Annotated in this window: 13 protein-coding genes; 1 reads left to right on the plus strand and 12 read right to left on the minus strand. The window is 50.6% G+C overall.

Translation table 11 applies throughout. The features are described 5' to 3' along the window. Positions 1-14: 14 nt before the first annotated feature. The 3 genes from KTH89_RS05530 to KTH89_RS05540 are packed head-to-tail and all read right to left on the minus strand — an operon-like array spanning position 15 to position 4,479. The gene (locus tag KTH89_RS05530) at positions 15-1,859 is read right to left on the minus strand and encodes an ABC transporter ATP-binding protein (RefSeq protein WP_238720974.1); all 1,845 of its coding nucleotides are present in this window, start codon (positions 1,857-1,859) and stop codon (positions 15-17) included. Then, the gene (locus KTH89_RS05535; protein WP_238720975.1) at positions 1,856-4,012 is read right to left on the minus strand and encodes an ABC transporter ATP-binding protein; all 2,157 of its coding nucleotides are present in this window, start codon (positions 4,010-4,012) and stop codon (positions 1,856-1,858) included. Before KTH89_RS05535 ends, KTH89_RS05530 begins: the two co-directional genes overlap by 4 nt. Beyond that, the gene (locus KTH89_RS05540; RefSeq protein ID WP_158342792.1) at positions 4,009-4,479 is read right to left on the minus strand and encodes a MarR family winged helix-turn-helix transcriptional regulator; all 471 of its coding nucleotides are present in this window, start codon (positions 4,477-4,479) and stop codon (positions 4,009-4,011) included. Before KTH89_RS05540 ends, KTH89_RS05535 begins: the two co-directional genes overlap by 4 nt. Positions 4,480-4,785: 306 nt before the next feature. Here KTH89_RS05540 and KTH89_RS05545 point away from each other — a divergent pair, with 306 nt between their 5' ends. Further along, entirely contained in the window at positions 4,786-5,241 is a 456-nt protein-coding gene (locus KTH89_RS05545; protein ID WP_238720976.1) for a MarR family winged helix-turn-helix transcriptional regulator, read from the plus strand. Positions 5,242-6,004: 763 nt separating this feature from the next. Here the strand turns inward: KTH89_RS05545 and KTH89_RS05550 are convergent. From KTH89_RS05550 to KTH89_RS05590, 9 genes are all read right to left on the minus strand, one after another. After that, a complete protein-coding gene (locus KTH89_RS05550; protein WP_158342794.1) occupies positions 6,005-6,445 on the minus strand; it encodes an ACT domain-containing protein in 441 nt (146 codons plus the stop codon). Between the two features lie 20 nt (positions 6,446-6,465). Further along, entirely contained in the window at positions 6,466-7,767 is a 1,302-nt protein-coding gene (locus KTH89_RS05555; protein ID WP_238720977.1) for a phenylacetate--CoA ligase family protein, read from the minus strand. Positions 7,768-7,800: 33 nt separating this feature from the next. After that, positions 7,801-8,208, minus strand: a complete 408-nt coding sequence (locus tag KTH89_RS05560; protein WP_158342796.1) for an ACT domain-containing protein — start codon at positions 8,206-8,208, stop codon at positions 7,801-7,803. Positions 8,209-8,219: 11 nt separating this feature from the next. Beyond that, the gene (locus KTH89_RS05565) at positions 8,220-8,789 is read right to left on the minus strand and encodes an indolepyruvate oxidoreductase subunit beta (protein ID WP_158342797.1); all 570 of its coding nucleotides are present in this window, start codon (positions 8,787-8,789) and stop codon (positions 8,220-8,222) included. After that, complete coding sequence (gene iorA / locus KTH89_RS05570) at positions 8,789-10,531, minus strand: indolepyruvate ferredoxin oxidoreductase subunit alpha (protein ID WP_238720978.1); 1,743 nt, start codon at positions 10,529-10,531, stop codon at positions 8,789-8,791. The genes KTH89_RS05565 and iorA overlap by 1 nt, the downstream gene beginning before the upstream one ends. A 3-nt stretch (positions 10,532-10,534) precedes the next feature. After that, positions 10,535-11,845, minus strand: coding sequence for a phenylacetate--CoA ligase family protein (locus KTH89_RS05575; protein ID WP_158342799.1), 1,311 nt, complete (start codon positions 11,843-11,845; stop codon positions 10,535-10,537). 150 nt (positions 11,846-11,995) lie between these two features. Next, entirely contained in the window at positions 11,996-12,346 is a 351-nt protein-coding gene (locus KTH89_RS05580) for a DsrE family protein (protein WP_238720979.1), read from the minus strand. Between the two features lie 67 nt (positions 12,347-12,413). Next, positions 12,414-14,318, minus strand: a complete 1,905-nt coding sequence (locus tag KTH89_RS05585; RefSeq protein WP_238720980.1) for a M56 family metallopeptidase — start codon at positions 14,316-14,318, stop codon at positions 12,414-12,416. Between the two features lie 294 nt (positions 14,319-14,612). Further along, complete coding sequence (locus tag KTH89_RS05590; RefSeq protein ID WP_238720981.1) at positions 14,613-17,381, minus strand: discoidin domain-containing protein; 2,769 nt, start codon at positions 17,379-17,381, stop codon at positions 14,613-14,615. Positions 17,382-17,407: the final 26 nt, after the last annotated feature.

The following is a 17,407-nucleotide window of genomic DNA, read 5'->3' on the forward strand; positions in this document are numbered from 1 at the left end:
GTATGCGGCAAAATTTATGCGATCGCTTCCTCGAACTGGGAGTTGTAGAGTTCTGCGTAGAAACCGTTCTTCGCCAGCAGTTCTTCGTGGCTGCCCTGCTCGATGATATCGCCGTCCTTCATAACCAGGATCAGATCTGCGTCCTTGATGGTGGAAAGCCTGTGGGCAATGACAAAACTGGTCCGGCCTCTCATCAGGTTATTCATAGCCTTCTGAATCCGGGCTTCGGTTCTGGTATCTACGGAACTGGTGGCCTCATCCAGGATCAGTATCTTATTGTCCGCCAGTATGGCACGGGCAATGGTTAAGAGCTGTTTTTGTCCCTGGGAGACGTTATCCGCCTCTTCATTTAACTCCATCTGATAGCCTCCGGGGAGTGTCTGGATGAAATGATGGGCATGGGCCGCTTTAGCCGCAGCGATGACTTCCTCGTCTGTGGCGTCCAGCCTGCCGTAACGGATATTTTCCATGATGGTCCCCTTAAACAGCCAGGTGTCCTGGAGTACCATTCCGAAACTCTCTCTTAATTCACTGCGGTTGAAATCACGGATATCATGGCCGTCTACCTTGATACTGCCGCCGCTGACATCATAGAAACGCATCAGAAGCTTCACCATGGTCGTCTTGCCTGCCCCGGTAGGGCCTACGATGGCCACCGTCTGCCCGGGTTCTACCTCGCAGCTGAAATCATTGATGATGATTTTATCGGGATTGTAACCGAAATGGACGTGTTCAAATGAAACCTTGCCCTGTATATTTTGTACGGATACCGGGTTCTCCACATTGTCAATTTCTTCTTCCTCGTTCAGGAATTCGAAGACACGCTCCGACGCAGCCGCTGTGGACTGCAGCATGTTGGATACCTGCGCCAGCTGCGAGATCGGCTGCGTAAAGTTGCGGACATACTGGATAAATGCCTGGATGTCGCCGACTTCAATCACCCGTTTCACCGCCAGAATACTTCCGCTGACTGCCACCGCCACATATCCCAGGTTCCCGACGAACATCATGATCGGCTGCATCATGCCGGACAGAAACTGGGATTTCCAGGCTGACTGGAACAGTACGTCATTGGTCTGATCGAACTCTTCAATGGCGGCTTCTTCCCGGTTGAAAGCTTTGACGATGTTATGGCCGCTGAAGACCTCTTCCACCTGTCCGTTAACCTTACCCAGATATTTTTGCTGGGTGATAAAATATTTCTGGGACATTTTCACCACGACTGCGATCAGCAACACGGAGATCGGAAGGATGACCAGCGCGATCAGCGTCATCAGCGGGCTTATGCTTAACATCATGATCAGCACGCCGATGATCATGGTAACGGAGGTGATCAGCTGGGTAACGCTCTGGTTCAGACTCATTCCCAGCGTATCCACATCATTGGTAATTCTCGAGAGGACTTCTCCCACCGTCTTGGATTCAAAATATTTCATGGGCATCCGGTTGATCTTTTCCGAAATCTCCTTACGGAACCGGAAACAGAGCTTCTGGGATATACCGGTCATGATCCAGCCCTGAATGAAGGAGAACAGGGAACTGATCAGATACAGGCCCAGCATAATCAGCAGAATCTGCCCTATCTTGGTAAAATCGATGCCTCCCGAACCGGATATCTTCCCCACCAGTCCGTTAAAAATCTCGGTGATTGCCTTACTTAACACCTTCGGGCCGGCGATGTTAAAAGCGGTGCTGCCTATGGCAAATATCAGCACAAAGACAATTCCCACTTTGTAGCTGCTCATATATTTTAATAATTTTACGATAGTTCCTTTAAAATCCTTTGCCTTTTCGCCCGGCACCATTCCATGTCTGGGTCCCATAGGCCTTGAACTGGTGTTGTTGTCTTTTTTACTCATGATGCGCGGCCTCCTTTCAGTTCTTTCTCCGAAAGCTGCGATTTCGCGATTTCCTGATAGGTCTCGCAGTTTTCCAGTAGTTCTTCATGATTCCCCATTCCCACGATCCTGCCTTCATCCAGCACGATAATCTGGTCCGCATGGAGAATGGTGCTGATCCGCTGGGCCACGATAATGACGGTCGCATCCTGAACCTTCTCATTCAGGGCCTTACGCAGAACCACGTCGGTCTTATAGTCCAGCGCGGAAAAGCTGTCGTCAAACAGAAATACCTTCGGATTCTTCGCGATCGCCCTGGCGATCGACAGCCTCTGCTTCTGGCCGCCGGACACATTCGTCCCGCCTTCGGATATACGGCTCTTGTATTGTTCCGGTTTGGAGTCTATGAATTCCACCGCCTGCGCGATCCCGGCCGCCTCTACCATGGCCTCGTCCGATATCGTGTCCTCTCCGGCGAATTTTATATTGGATTCAATATTTCCGGAGAACAGCATCCCCTTTTGGGGAACGAAGCCCAGAAGCTCTCTTAACTTATGCTGGGACAGATCCCGGATATCCACGCCGTCCAGCGTGATCCGCCCTCCCGTAACATCGTAAAATCTCGGGATCAGGTGGATCAGCGTAGACTTCCCACAGCCGGTACTGCCTATGATCGCCGTCGTTTTACCGGGTTCTGCCGTGAAGGTTAAGTGGTGAAGGGTATTTTCCTGGGCTCCGGGATAGTGGAACGATACGTCTTCGAAAGACAATACGCCCCGGCATACGGACAGCTTATCATCCGCGTTTTTCTCCTTATCCTGTATCGAACATGGGGTCTGCATGACCTCGTCGATCCGGCCTGCCGCAACTCCTGCCCGGGGCAGCATAACGGACATCATGGTAATCATCAGGAAGGACATGATGATCTGCATCGTATACGTGATAAACGCCATCATATCACCGACCTGCAGATTTCCCAGATCGATTCCCTTCGCCCCCATCCAGACGATCAGGACAGTGGTGCAGTTCATCACCAGCATCATAGCGGGCATCATAAAAGTCATGATCCGGTTGGTAAACAGCTGGGTGGACATCAAGTCTTTGTTGGCCTTCTCAAACCGTTTTTCTTCATAACGTTCCCGGCTGAACGCCCGGATCACCGGAAGTCCGGTAAGAATCTCCCTGGACACCAGGTTCAGTTTATCCACAAGCAGCTGCATCTTTTTGAATTTCGGCATAGCGGCGGACATAAGGGCCGCAACCAGAAGTATACTGGCCCCCACCGAGACGCCGATGATCCATCCCATCCCCGTTCTCGTTCCGGCCACTTTTATAATCCCGCCGATTCCAAGAATAGGGGCGTATATGACGAAACGAAGCATCATAACCGTCGTCATCTGCACTTGCTGGATATCATTGGTGCTTCTGGTAATCAGGGAAGCCGTGGAAAAATGATCCAGCTCATTCCCTGAGAAACTAACCACTTTCTGAAATATCCGGCTGCGCAGATTCCGGCCGATCTTCGCCGCGGAATAAGACCCCAGCATACCGGCCAGTATAGCCGCCGCCACCATCACCAGCGTATACAAAAGCATGATGCCTCCGGATTTCAGCAGATAATGGGTCTGATAGGCCCCCATATCGATCCCCAGCGCTTCGTATTCGGATTTCACGAACAAAATAGCCTTTTGGGTGATCATGGACTCCTGCAGATCCCCCATCTGGCTTAACGCCTGATCCTTCATTTTCAAGACCTGGTCTTTCGTCATTTTCCCGGAAGCCATCATACCCTTTAGGGACTGCATGGTCATCTTCCCGGATTCCTCCATGGACGAGATCAGCATCATGGGAGCGCCCAGCATCTCATCTAACTGTTCCAGCGTCTCTTTCTTTTTGGTGTTTAACACATAATTGCCGTCCGCGTCCTGGTCATAACTGGCCGACAATGTCTGTATCTGCGCATCATCCAGAAAACAGCTCAGGTTCTCAAAGGTCTCCGGCCTCATTTTCTCCGGGGCCACATATTCAATGCCCCCCTGCTGTATTCCAACATCTACAATATTGGACGTATATTGGGGCAATGCCAGGTCACAGTACGCCTGAATAACCAATAAGGCTATAATCAGTACCACCATGCCTTTTACATCGCGCAGGTATTTGAATAATTTTGTCATCGTCTCTCTCCTTTCGTCCTGCTGTCTAACTCATCATCAATAATATCCGCTAACTCGTTCCATAATACAATCAGCTGACGGATATCCTCCTCTTTCATACGGTTTACTACGCTTTTTAAAAAATCATCCATGGTATCCACGGCATCCTGATGTTTCTGCCGTCCCGCTTCCGTCAGGAAAACATACGTATTTCTCCTGTCTCTTCTGTCCACCTCTCTGCTGATTAATCCCCGCTCTTCCAGTGTATGCAGCATCCTGGAAACTGCTGAGGACGCAATCTTCATATTTTTGGCCAGATCCGATACGCAGATCTTACTTCCCTTATCCTGTATAAGCGTATAGCGGTATATGACTTCCAAAGCCAGGAATTCTCCCTGAGAAATATCCGGGAACAGCGCACCGAGCCTCACTCGTCTCATTCTACCGGCAGCTTTTAACAGCTCTTCGGTTACCCCTCCTCGGTCCATTTCCTCATTCCTTTCCGTATCTTACTAAATATTTAACATAGTTATGTATTTACATTGTAAAATTTTAACTCTGCTATCTACTAAAGTCAATGTCTAAAATAGTCAAAGAAATTTTTATAACAGTCATGTCTTTCGTCAATTTATATGTAATCGATACCACAAACATGATTGACACGAAATCTGATCTATATTATGATATTTTATAGTTAGATTTCATAAAAATACCGTTCAATAAATCCAAACACTCTCCCCGGCTGCATCGTATACCTGCGGCCATCTGATTGTAAAAAAGAAATGGAGCCGGCAATGCTGGAAAAAATCAACCGTCAGTATGGCATTATCCGAAAATTAAAGCTGTTAAACCTTTACGATTCCCTCGATATCCTTCCCCACGGAGAACTAACCATCCTGGATATTCTCTGGAAAGCATCCGAGACCCATCCGGGACAATATATTACCGTATCCGACATCGCCAAGCAGCTGGACGTCACGCTCCCCGCCATATCCCGCACTCTCCGCAAATTGGAAATGAAGGGCTGTATCCAGCGGCTGACCGACCGCCAGGACCGCAGAATCACCTATGTAGTAATCACAGAAGACGGCCATACTGCCCTAAGCGACAGTATCGAAATCATAACAGCCTTTATGAACCGGGTTTTTGCCCATTTTAAACCGGAGGAAATAGAAGAATATTTCTATCTGTCCAAGAAACTGCTGGATTCCATTACGGAAGAAGAAAAACTACTAAAAAGAATACCTTGAAATTAATGCAAAGCCTACTCAAATCATAAGGCGAGAACCATTTTCAAACGCTCCCCCGCCCTTTCCCCAATAGCTTATTTTAAAGCAGGAGCGGTCTGCCGCAAAGGCTGGCTGGCCGGGAGGGACAAAAAAGATCCGGCCGCAAAATCGCTTGAGGCCGGACCTTAGAACGGGTAACTCCGAAGAGGACGAAACCTCTGATTCGCAGGACCCGGGGCGGTTCTTCCTCGGGTTTGGGTATGCACGCTGCTTAAGGCTGGGGTGCGTGTCGGTGTCCCTGGGATGCTCCGGGCAGCCGGATTCCTTTGTGTCTCCCCGGGAGCGCATAGGGCGACTGAGCTCCCGCTTAGTGGAATCGGAAAGCCGGGTTCAGGATGACCGGCGGACTTCACGTCCGACGGGCAAGAGCCTCTGAACCGGGAACACATCACGTGTTCCTGGTGAATAGGCTCGGTTCCTGAACCCGGCTTTTCGATTTCACTTAGCGGGTGCCAGCGCAAGCCCTCCGCGCTCCCGAGGAGACACAAAGGAATCCGGCTGCCCGGAGCATCCCAGGGACACCGACACGCACCCCAGTCTTAAGCAGCGGGCATACCCAAACCCGAGGAAGAACCGCCCCGGGTCCTGCGAATCAGAGGTTTCGTCCTCTTCGAAAGTTACCCGTTCTTAGGTCCGGCCGATGCGATTTTGCGGCCGGATCTTTTTTGTCCCTCCCGGCCAGCCAGCCTTTGCGGCAGACCGCTCCGGCCCTTAGCAAATAACCCTACTGGCAGAAAATCCCCCCCATATCATGCTGGCAGATCAGTTTCACTCCGTTCTCGCCCAGCACTTCGATGGCTCTTTCATTGTCCGTTACCCGCAGGATCATATAGGCATAGCCCTCTTTCCTGGAGGTAAAGGCATAGGTATATTCCAGATTGATCTCATTCTCCGCCAGCAGATCCAGGATTCTGGCAAGGCTGCCGGGTTTATCCGGCATCTCCACCGCCAGTACCGGCGTGATAGAAAATACATAATCCGCTTCTTTCAGGACACAGGCGGTTTTGTAGGAATCATCCACGATAATTCTCAATATTCCGAAATCTTTGGCGTCCGCCACACACAGCGCGTGCATATTGATCCCGTGCTGCTCCAGCAGTTTGGCGAATTCCGTCAGCTGTCCGGGCTTATTTTCCAGAAATACAGATATTTGTTTCGCTGTCATAAGTTTCTCCTCCTAATGGATTAGTATAGATTCCGCTTATCGATCACGCGGACAGCCTTTCCTTCACTTCTGGTGATACTCTTAGGTGTGACCAGCTTCACAACGGCATAGATGCCCAGCATTGCCTTTAACGCACCGTTCAGTTCTTTTTCCCTTACCGTAATCTTGGACAGCTCGTCGGAGAACATCTCAGGGGTCATCTCCACCAGCACTTCCAGCTTGTCGCTGTTGTTTTCACGGGTAACGATAATCTGGTAGTTGGCCGGATATCCCTTGTTCAGCAATACGGTCTCGATCTGGGACGGGAATACGTTGACGCCCTTGACGATCAGCATATCGTCGCTTCTGCCCATTGGTTTGGACATGCGCACGTGGGTTCTGCCGCAGGAACATTTCTCCCGGTTCAGCACGCAGATGTCTCTGGTGCGGTAGCGCAGAAGCGGGAACGCCTGCTTGGTGATGCTGGTGAACACCAGCTCTCCCTTTTCGCCGTCAGGCAGTACCTCTCCCGTCACCGGATCGATGATCTCCGCGATGAAGTGGTCTTCATTGACATGCATACCGCCCTGGGCGCTGCACTCGAAGGATACGCCGGGGCCTGAGATCTCGGTCAGGCCGTAGATATCATAGGCTTTGATATGTAATTTATTCTGGATATCCTGGCGCATCTCCTCGCTCCAGGCTTCCGCTCCGAAGATACCGGCTTTTAGCTTGATCTGATCCTGCAGGCCCCGCTCGTAGATGCTCTCCGCCAGATAAGCGGCATAGGAAGGCGTACAGCACAGAATCGTGGAGCCCAGATCACACATGAACTGGATCTGGCGGTCCGTATTTCCGGAAGACATGGGCAGGGTCAGGGACCCCACCTTGTGGGAACCTCCGTTTAAGCCGGGGCCTCCGGTAAATAATCCATAGCCATAGCACACATGGACAACATCGTCCTTGGTCCCGCCGGCCGCGACGATGGCACGGGCGCAGCAGTCATCCCACAGGTCCAGGTCGTGCTGGGTGTAAAAAGCCACCACCCGGCGCCCTGTCGTTCCGCTGGTGGACTGTATTCTCACACAGTCGGACAGCGGCACGGCCAGCAGGCCGTAAGGGTAAGCTTCCCTCAAGTCGTCTTTGGTCAGGAAAGGCAGTTTATTCAGGTCTTCTGTGGATCTGATATCCTCCGGCACCACTCCCTTCTTCTCCATCAGATTGCGGTAATACGGTACATTGTCATATACATGTTTCACTTGCTTTACAAGCCGCTCATCCTGCCAGGCCTTGATCTGGTCCCGGGATGCGCATTCAACTTCCGGCTGATAATAATTAGGCATTGAAGTGTATCCTCTCTTTTCTTAAGTTTTCCATTAATCCACTATGATCAAATCGTGATTCTCCAGCAGCTGGGTCGCTTCTTCGATATCATCGGTGTGGAACACCATCACCGGCGCCTGGTTTTCACGGATCACGAAAGAATAGATATAGTTTATACTGATGTTTCCATCGGCGAGAATCTTTAACATGGCGTTTAAACTGCCTTTTTTATCTTCCAGCTCCACCGCCAGCACATCTCCCACCCGTACGACGAAGCCTCTGGCAGTCAGGGCCGCCTTGGCTTCCTCCGGCTCATCCACAATTAACCGGAGGATACCGAATTCAGGGGTATCAAAAGATGAGATGGCCCGGATATTAATATCCGCATCCAGAAGTGCGTTTGTGACATTCATCAGGCTTCCGGAACGGTTTTCTACAAAAACGGATAACTGTTTTAACATGTTCGAACCTCCTATTTTGTGTAACCTATTTCAAAAGCTTGCAGGTTGACCTGGATGGTTTTCGGGGGAACCGTTTTTTCGATCACCCTGCACCACTGCTCTTTGCTGAAATCCATATGCTGGGCCGCCACTCCAAGTACGATCAGATTAAACGTTTTGGTGTTGCCCAGTTTCCTGGCCTCCGCCATCGCGTCGATCGAATACAGCTTATATTCTTTTTCCAGATTTTCCAGTATGTGTTCCGGATATTGCGCGCTTCCGATCACGACGGGCATCGGATCGATCCGCTGGTCGTTGACGATCAGCACGCCGTCTTTTTTGAGGAAATGGGCATACCGCATGGCTTCCAGCCGCTCAAAGGAGATCAGGACATCCGCACAGCCCTCTTCCACGATGGGTTCCGAAACCTGGTCCCCATAGCGGACAAAGGTAACAACGCTGCCGCCCCGCTGCGCCATTCCATGTACCTCGGATAATTTTACATCATATCCCGCGTCCATGGCCAGACCGCCCAGGATTCTGCTGGTCAGCAGGGTTCCCTGACCGCCGACGCCTACTATCATGATATTTCTTGTCTCCATTATCTTTCACCTGCCTTCTCAATTGCTCCGAATTTACACAGGGATTCACACAGACCGCAGCCGGTACACATGGTATCGTCAATCTTTATGATCCCGTCTTCCCTTCTGGTCATCGCAGGACATCCGGGTTTCATGCACATACCGCATTTCTTGCATTTATCTTCGTCTACCGCGTAATACGGTTTTTTCTCTTTGCTCAACAGGACGCAGGGAGATTTCGTGATAATAACGGAAATTTCATCCTTCGCCGTCTCCTCTTTGATCACCCGCTCCAGCTCCTCGATATCAAACGCATTGACCACTACCACATTGGGTACGCCGATGGCGCGGCACAGGCCCGGGATATCGATGGCGTAGGTGGGATCTCCCATCAGGGTTTTACCGGTCGCCGCGTGATCCTGATGCCCGGTCATTCCGGTGGTGGAATTGTCCAGGATCATGACCGTACCGCTGGCCTGGTTATAGACCATGTTCATCAGGGAGTTGACGCCGGTATGAAGGAAGGTGGAATCGCCGATCACAGCCACCCAGTCTTTTACATACTCTTTTCCCCTGGCTTTTTCCATGCCGTGCAGGGTGGATATGCTGGCGCCCATGCAGACCGTGGTCTCCACCACGCCCAGAGGCGGCGCGGACCCTAGCGTATAACAGCCGATGTCTCCGGCTCCATGGATTTTCAGTTTCTTCAGCACATGGTAGACGCTGCGGTGCGGACATCCGGGACAGAGGATCGGAGGCCGAACCGGGATCTGAGCGGGATCTTTTAAACCGAGATCCTGTTTTAAGATTGCTTTTCGAAGCAGGTTGGCGCTGTATTCACCCTGAACGGTGAAGATCTCTTTTCCGATCAGCGGAATTCCCCAGGAACGCATCTGTTCTTCTATGACGGGTTCCAGTTCCTCCACCACATACAGAGTGTCCACTTTGGAAGCAAAATCTTCCAGCAATTTTCTCGGGAGCGGATTGACGATTCCCAGTTTACAGATCGAAGCTTTTGGAAGCACTTCTTTTACATACTGATAAGCGATACCGCTGGTGACGACGCCGATGCGGGTATCTCCCATTTCCACCCGGTTGACCGGGAAAGAACAGCCGTCCTCCGCCAGCTTTTTATTCCTGGCTTCCACTACCGGATGACGGAATTTCGCATTGCCGGGAACCATGACATATTTCGCCGGATTTTTCTCGTATGCTTTATCCTCAGGCACCTGGCGGTCACACAGCTCCACCAGGCCCTGGGAATGGGATAATCTGGTGGTGACCCTTACGATCACCGGAGTGTCATATGTTTCACTGAGCTCATATGCAAATTTTACAAAATCTTTGGCTTCCCGGCTGTCGGAAGGCTCCAGTACCGGTACCTGCGCAGCTCTGGCCACCATACGGGTGTCCTGCTCATTCTGGGAGCTGTAGAGTCCCGGGTCATCCGCCACTACCATGACCATTCCGCCGTTCACGCCGCAGTAGGAGGCTGTATAGAGGGGGTCACTGGCCACATTAAGCCCTACGTGCTTCATACAGGCAAGGGAGCGCACACCGCTGATGGATGCGCCGATAGCCACTTCCGTCGCCACCTTTTCATTGGGCGCCCATTCGGAATAGACCTCCCCTTTATATTTCGCTATGTATTCACTGATCTCCGTACTGGGAGTTCCGGGATAAGCGGAGGACACCTTCACTCCCGCCTCATAGGCTCCCCGGGCGATTGCCTCGTTTCCCAGCATTATCTTTGTTTCTGCCATATCTTATAGTCCATCCTTTCTTAGATCTGTAACTCGCTTCGCTTTTCCTTCGAATCGCTGCAGGCTCTGAGGCGCCATAAGCCGTATCGTGGCGTCCAGACCCAGAATATCCCGCAGGCCCTGACGGATTCTGGTCTCCAGAGCGCTCAACATGGAATATTTGTCCAGCAGACGGTCGTCCACCAGTTCCACGGAGATCGTCATCACATCCAGATGATTCTTCCTCTCCACCAGGATCTCATAATGCGGCCCGATCTCTTCGATCTTCAGCAGCACTTCCTCGATCTGGCCCGGGAATACATTTACGCCTCTGATAACCAGCATATCATCCGAACGTCCCGACAGATTTTCCATCCGGCAGGTGGTTCTTCCGCATTTACACGGCTCGTAGAACAGCCTGGAGATATCTTTCGTCCGATAGCGCAAAAGAGGCAGCGCTTCCCGGCCCAGACAGGTGATAACCAATTCCCCCTTCTCTCCCGCAGGCAATACCTCGCCTGTATTGGGATCAATGATTTCGGGAATAAACCAGTCCTCATTGATGTGCATGCCGCACAGATATTCACACTCTCCGGAAACCCCCGGCCCGCATAGCTCGCTCATCCCATAGTTCTGCGTACAAAGGAAATCTTCTCCCCACATCTTCTTCATCTCGGCGCGCATGGCCTCTGTCATGCCTTCTCCGCCGAACAGGCCGATCTTTAAGTTCAGGTCGCGAATCGGATCGATCCCGTTTAATTTGGCCACTTCACCAATTCGAAGCGCATAGGATGGCGTCGCCACCAGAAGGGTCGTGCCCATATCCTGCATGAACATCAGCTGCTTCTTCGTATTTCCCGTAGAAGTCGGCATCACACAGGCGCCTATATTTTCCAAACCCATATGTAATCCAAGCGCTCCGGTAAACATCCCGTAGCCAAAGCAGATCTGCGCGATATCATCACCGGTGGCGCCGCCCAGACAGGCGATCCTGGATACATTATTTGTCCACATATGCAGATCGTTCTTTGTGTAACCGACAATGGTCGGCTTGCCTGTAGTCCCTGAGGATGCATGCACCCGCTGAAGTTGACTGGACGGCACCGCGAACATCCCGGTGGGATAATTCTCCCGGAAATCGCTCTTGTTGGTGAACGGCAGCTTCTGAAGGTCTTTTAATGTTTTTACATCCTCCGGCTTCACGCCGGCCTCTTCCATTTTCTTCCGATAAGAAGGCACCCGCTCGTAAATATAGGACACGGTACTTTGCAGCCTGGCCAGCTGGATCTCTTCTATCTCGGCTCTGGGAAGTGTTTCTTCTTTTGCCCAAATCATGTCATTTCCCCCATTGTTCAATAGTATAAATAGCATTATATCATCTATTTCTCAAATTTGCACGTGTTTTATTTTAGGGCTTTAACGCTTTACTGGGGGAATGTCGTGGAGTAACGAACCGGGAATTCCGCGACCGTCCGCAAAAGCCTATTATGGTTTGATGTAGGAATATCCTTCCTCCTGTTTTTTTGCCAGTTCCACTACACCGGCAGGTACCACCGTTGCAAAGGGACACAGGACGGTATTTTGGGCAGCAAATTTTTTGAGCGCGTTGTTGCAGACGGCAAATATAACTTTCTTCGTATGCAGCTCTTCCATCCTTGCATAGCGGTTCGCTTCCTTTGCTTCCTGCCGGAACAGTCCGGTGACCGCTATCCCGTTTGCTACTATTTCAATTTCAAAGGCGGTATTGTTTTCCGCTCCATAATTCAGCATATTCGTAACATTGTCCAATACCATATTCCATTTTTCCGACTCATCGATGTGATATATCACTTTCATAGTAGATCTCCTCTCATTTTATTGTTATCCTTCCTATTATCCGTTTACCTTTCTATTATACTATATTTTACTCCTCCTGCTCGAAGTTTTTACCGTTCCAGTGATAGAGAACCGCCTCGTCTTCTCCAGACTGCTGGTTATACCAATTTACAGCAAAGCTTCCTGGAGCCGGCTGATCCAGCAATACGGACGCTTCTCTTTCGTCATGGCGTTCGATGTAGCTAAGTAGGGATAGGCGGCCGCCGGTGTCTATACTGTATAGATTATACTCGTTTCCTCCGCTCCACACCCAGCTTCCAAGAGTAAATTCCGGGTTTTTGTCTCCGTTATAGTCGGCCGTCACAAGGGTCACCGGGCCGTAAAAGCACAGTTCCGGCTGGGACAGCTGTACCGGCATCTGATCCAGGACGCGGCCGTCCTTAAGCGTGCGCAGTTCAAACTTTCCCACATAGTTCTCTCCGTCCTGAAAATAACCGCCGTACATAAAGTCCGGATCGTCGGATCTCCATAATTTTCCATCTGTCATTACCAGTTCCACGTCGACACTGCTTTTGTCCGCAAGGGTAACGGGCGTAATTCCCATGGAGTAAGGAAATGTAATCCCGCCGGTGTCCGCACCGCCTGTCATTTCTTCACCGTTATCCTGTGCGCCATCAAAAAATCCTTCCGGCAGCTTGTCATCGCCCTCGTAGTCCCACCGGGACAGCCAGCCGTAGGAAGCGCGGTAGCTGTCCTCGTCAATTACCAGATAGACGTTGCCGCTGTTGGCGTACCGGTGCCTCACCCCGTCCGTTGTGGTTATATAAAAACTCAATTCTCCTCCGGCCAGCTCTTCCGGTTCCCTCACATACCGGCCGCGTGAGTCCTTCATAAGCTTTACTATCTCCGGATATTCTTCCGGAGCAAATACACGGTATTGCTTTTCTTCGTCTGCCGGCATAACCACCAGCTCGATTTTAGTGATGTCTTCCGAGCTTAAATTTTTTGCCCATTTCATGGATTCCCGGGCAGCAGGACTGCATATCAATCCGGCAGATACGATAATCAGCACCACCGCCGATCCAAGGATCCCCCAGAAAGCCGGCCTGTGATAATTTAACACATTGCGGATTCGGCTTTTTATATCATTTTCACCGAAAGCCAGAGGGCCTCCGTTTAAGGCCCTTCGTCCGGAGGCCAACGCTAACAGGGACGAGGCGTATTCCTTTCGGATCTGGTTCCCCATGTCGTGCAGGACCCGTTCATCGCAGGATAATTCCATATCCTTTTCCATCAACAGAAATGATACCCAGACCAGCGGATTAAACCAATGAATGCACAGGATCAGATAAGCCAGCGGTTTGATCAGGTAATCAAACCGCTTGATATGGACCTGTTCGTGGCATATAATGTAGCTTCGCTCCGATTCTTCCAATCCGATTGGTATATATATGGCCGGACGGAGAATTCCCATTACAAAAGGCGTCTGCACATGCTTCCCTTCATAGATATTTATTTTCCGTCTTGTAAGTATCCCCTGGATTTCGTCCTTTTTGTATAGACAGGCTGTTCTTCGCAGCTTCCTCATCTTGCCCAGGGACCGGATGCTGTAAGCCAGCATTCCGATTATTCCCGACAGCCAGATCACTGCGGCCGCCATCATACCCAGCTGAGGTAGTGTTTTGTCAGCCGGGCGGACAGGCGTCTGCAAGGCCTGTCCGGAATTATCCGCTGTATTAGGGTTTGGATTTTCCGGCATGGCAGGCTCCTGATACACAGTCACTTCCGGAATTGCCGCATTTCCGGAAGGCAGCAAACTGAACATTCCTTCTATAGATAATGGGCAGACCAGACGGAACAGCACCGCGCACCAAAGTATGTAGGAAAATATTTTTGGCGCCCTTTTTAACAGCATTCGTACTGCCAGAATGATAAGAATGACGTAACTTGCGGTTATACTCATGTTTAAGATTGTAAGAAAGAGTTTTTCCATCTTGTTTTCCCCCATATCCCCGAAATTTGTCCGGCCTGGTCTAATATCAATAGACCATTCTTTTCTATAGTCTATCACGAATAGACCGTTACTACAACAAAAAAAGAGTTTCGCTTGCGAAACTCTCCGCCTGCGGCGGGCCGCGTAAGCGGCATCTTCCTTTCCGCCGCAGTGCGATCCCCTCGAGGTCTTTTTATTCCATAGGCGCACTTTCCTCGTGTGGAATAAAATGAGCCATAGATTTCGATTCAAAAGTCAAAATCTATGGCTCGCCGCATAACTTACTTTAGCCTTCTAAGGGACCCACTGTACACTGCACTGATCCAGATAAAGATCCGCATCGATGACGTCCACCGTGTTGACAGCGAAATAACCGTCTTGCAGCCGGCCTGTCCAGTCCGCCTCCACATCCCCTTCTATTAAAGTCCATCCTTGTGAACTGACTTCCCCGGTAACCGTTGGATAGTGCGCACCATCCTGGTCAATCAGGTTCAATTGTACTTTGGCATGCCCCGAACCTTCCGATAATTTCACATAAGCTTTCAGGTGATAGGTTCCCTTTCCCTTCTGCTCCAACTGGTCTTTTATTTTCTGCTGGGTTCCGTGCCACTCAGCCGTCCTCTCCGATATGATTAGACAACGCTCTCCTGCGAACGGATTTAACCTGTCTGTGTTCAGTTTGACACTGCCCAGTTTCATCCACGAACCTATATTATCTTCAAAATCATTCTCCGACAGCAATTCTTCCGGTTCCTGATAGTATACCGCAAATTCACTGATAGTCGGACCTACAGCGGCCTCATCGATCCAAAGTCTGATTTTCGAGGCTGAGACAGTTTCAACCGCTATTGTTTTTGAAGCGTTTTGGGTCTGCTCCCTGTACAGGGAAATCCATCCGTTTCCATCCCAATACTGAATCGTATAATCTCTGATCCGTCCTTTGTAACTGCCTTCATCTATGACGACCCGGTTAAACGTTCTCTCTTTTGTGAAATCCACCTGCAGCCACCAGTATTCCTGGCCTTCATCGGAGGCCCATCTGGTATTCTCATCCCCGTCGACGGCCCGCTCCGCCGCGTAGAGCTGGTTATTCTGGTAACAGTTACTTGAAAATGCCGTCTGACATAGGGCGAAATTATCTGTAAAATCCGGCGGTTCCGAGTTTGTTAAACCTTCTATGCCAGCGTTAGACGCGATCTCAAGCGCATACTCCGGCCATTGTCCGGGGATAAGTTCTTTATTTCCTCCCACTGTACAGTAAGGAGAATTATTAAACACACTCAGTCCGGAAGAATAGTAGTTGAACCGGCACATATTACGGAATGTCTGGATCTCCGATGCGCCTCCCATGTTATTACTCATATACCAATGGGTCCCTCTTCCCCCTTCTTCACTGCTGATCACGTTATATTCCACCAGATAATCTTCGGTTCCATTATCCAGGTAAATGTACGCATATTCATTGTCCTGGCCCGACAGATAATTATAACGTATCACAGAGCCTTCCTGCTGCCCCAGGGTATAGATTCCCCCGCCGTCCAGGTTGGTCTTCATATAGTTAGCGATCCGGTTATAGGTTACCTGATTATATCCCGTCAGATCCGTTCTGACATTACCTTCCTCGGAGCTTCCCCAGCCCCAGCCGAGTGAGATTGCCGTATAAGGCAGGTCTTCCAATGTATTGTGATCGATAACCGTGCCATATGTATATCCAACCATGATGCCGACCGCACTGGTGAGATCCTCTCCGATCCTGGTAATATGGTTATAGCTGACGGTGTTATCCCTGACGACACAGCGCTCATCTTCCGGATGATGATCGCTCTGGCCGATCTCATTGAGACCGCTTCCGCCCCAGTTTATGTCGCCGATCATGATTCCATTGCCGCCGATTCCGGTTAAAGTATTTTGCGTAATCAGATTTTCCCGGCTGCCCAGATCAAACGCTATTCCTCCATTACCCAAATTGGTAAAGGTACACGCCCGGACCGTTACCCCATGCGCCCAGTCAAACTCCAGAGCCGCAGTCCCCTTTTCATCATAGCTTTCTGCGTTTGAGCCGAGATGTTCGCAGACCCCCGCCTGGTGATCCGGCCATCCTTCTGCCCGAAGCGGCGCCAGATTCGTCGTACCGGTGAACGTAATTCCTTCAAACACCAGATTCTGTACCGGCTGTTCTATGTCTCCCCGCGCCTCAATTAGATGTTCGAGGATTGGCATTTCCACACAAAGTGATTCCATATCCTCTCCGTCTTTTGGAATATAATAAAGATAACCGGTGTCCCTTTGCAAATACCACTCCCCCGGCTCGTCCAGAAGCTCATATGCGTTTTCGATCACAGCCGGCTCTGTCATACCGATCCCCCATTGCGCCAGTCTTCTGGTGCTGTCCCAGAATGGCTGCTTCATATATATTTTACCATCCCGAATCTGCGCAACGGTCCCTTTTTGATTCGTCCACTTCACAAGCTGGGAGATCTCGATATCCGGGATATTTCCCCAAGCCCCCATTTCACTGAACCTGCCACTCTCCGGACAGATAAATCCGCAGGAAGCGTCCATCTGAAATCCGTCCGGATTGACTTCTCTCGCCCGGACAGCCTTTTGACCATTTACAAACAAATCTCTGGTGTAATGGTCCGTACCGGTTTGAGCCCGATAGATTCCCCCGGCCTCATCATAGAGTTCCCATCCTTCTATCGGAACCGCGCCTGTCAAAACCGCAGGTTTATCCCCCTCAAGGCCTTTGTATGTGATCCTGTGGCCGTTTTTCCCGGAATCATCCTGCGTAAGCGTAAAAGGAACCGCCAGACGGTAGGTGCCGTGCACACAGACGGTAATGTCTGCTGTCTGCTCCATCCCCCTTACGGTATCCCTGGCTTTTTCCAGCGTCTGAAACGCCTGTTCCAAAGACTCCCCGTTATTTTCATCGGAACCGTTTAACTGGTCAACATATAATGTACAACCGGAAGCGTCCGTCTCCGCCGCGAGACAGACTCCCCCCGAAAAACCCATGAATCCCACCAGACAGATTACTCCCGCCAATACTTTCCCAACTCCCATAGTAAGCTCTCCTTTCTAGGAAATCC

The sequence above is a fragment of the Diplocloster agilis genome (assembly GCF_019042275.1).
GTDB lineage: Bacteria > Bacillota > Clostridia > Lachnospirales > Lachnospiraceae > Diplocloster > Diplocloster agilis.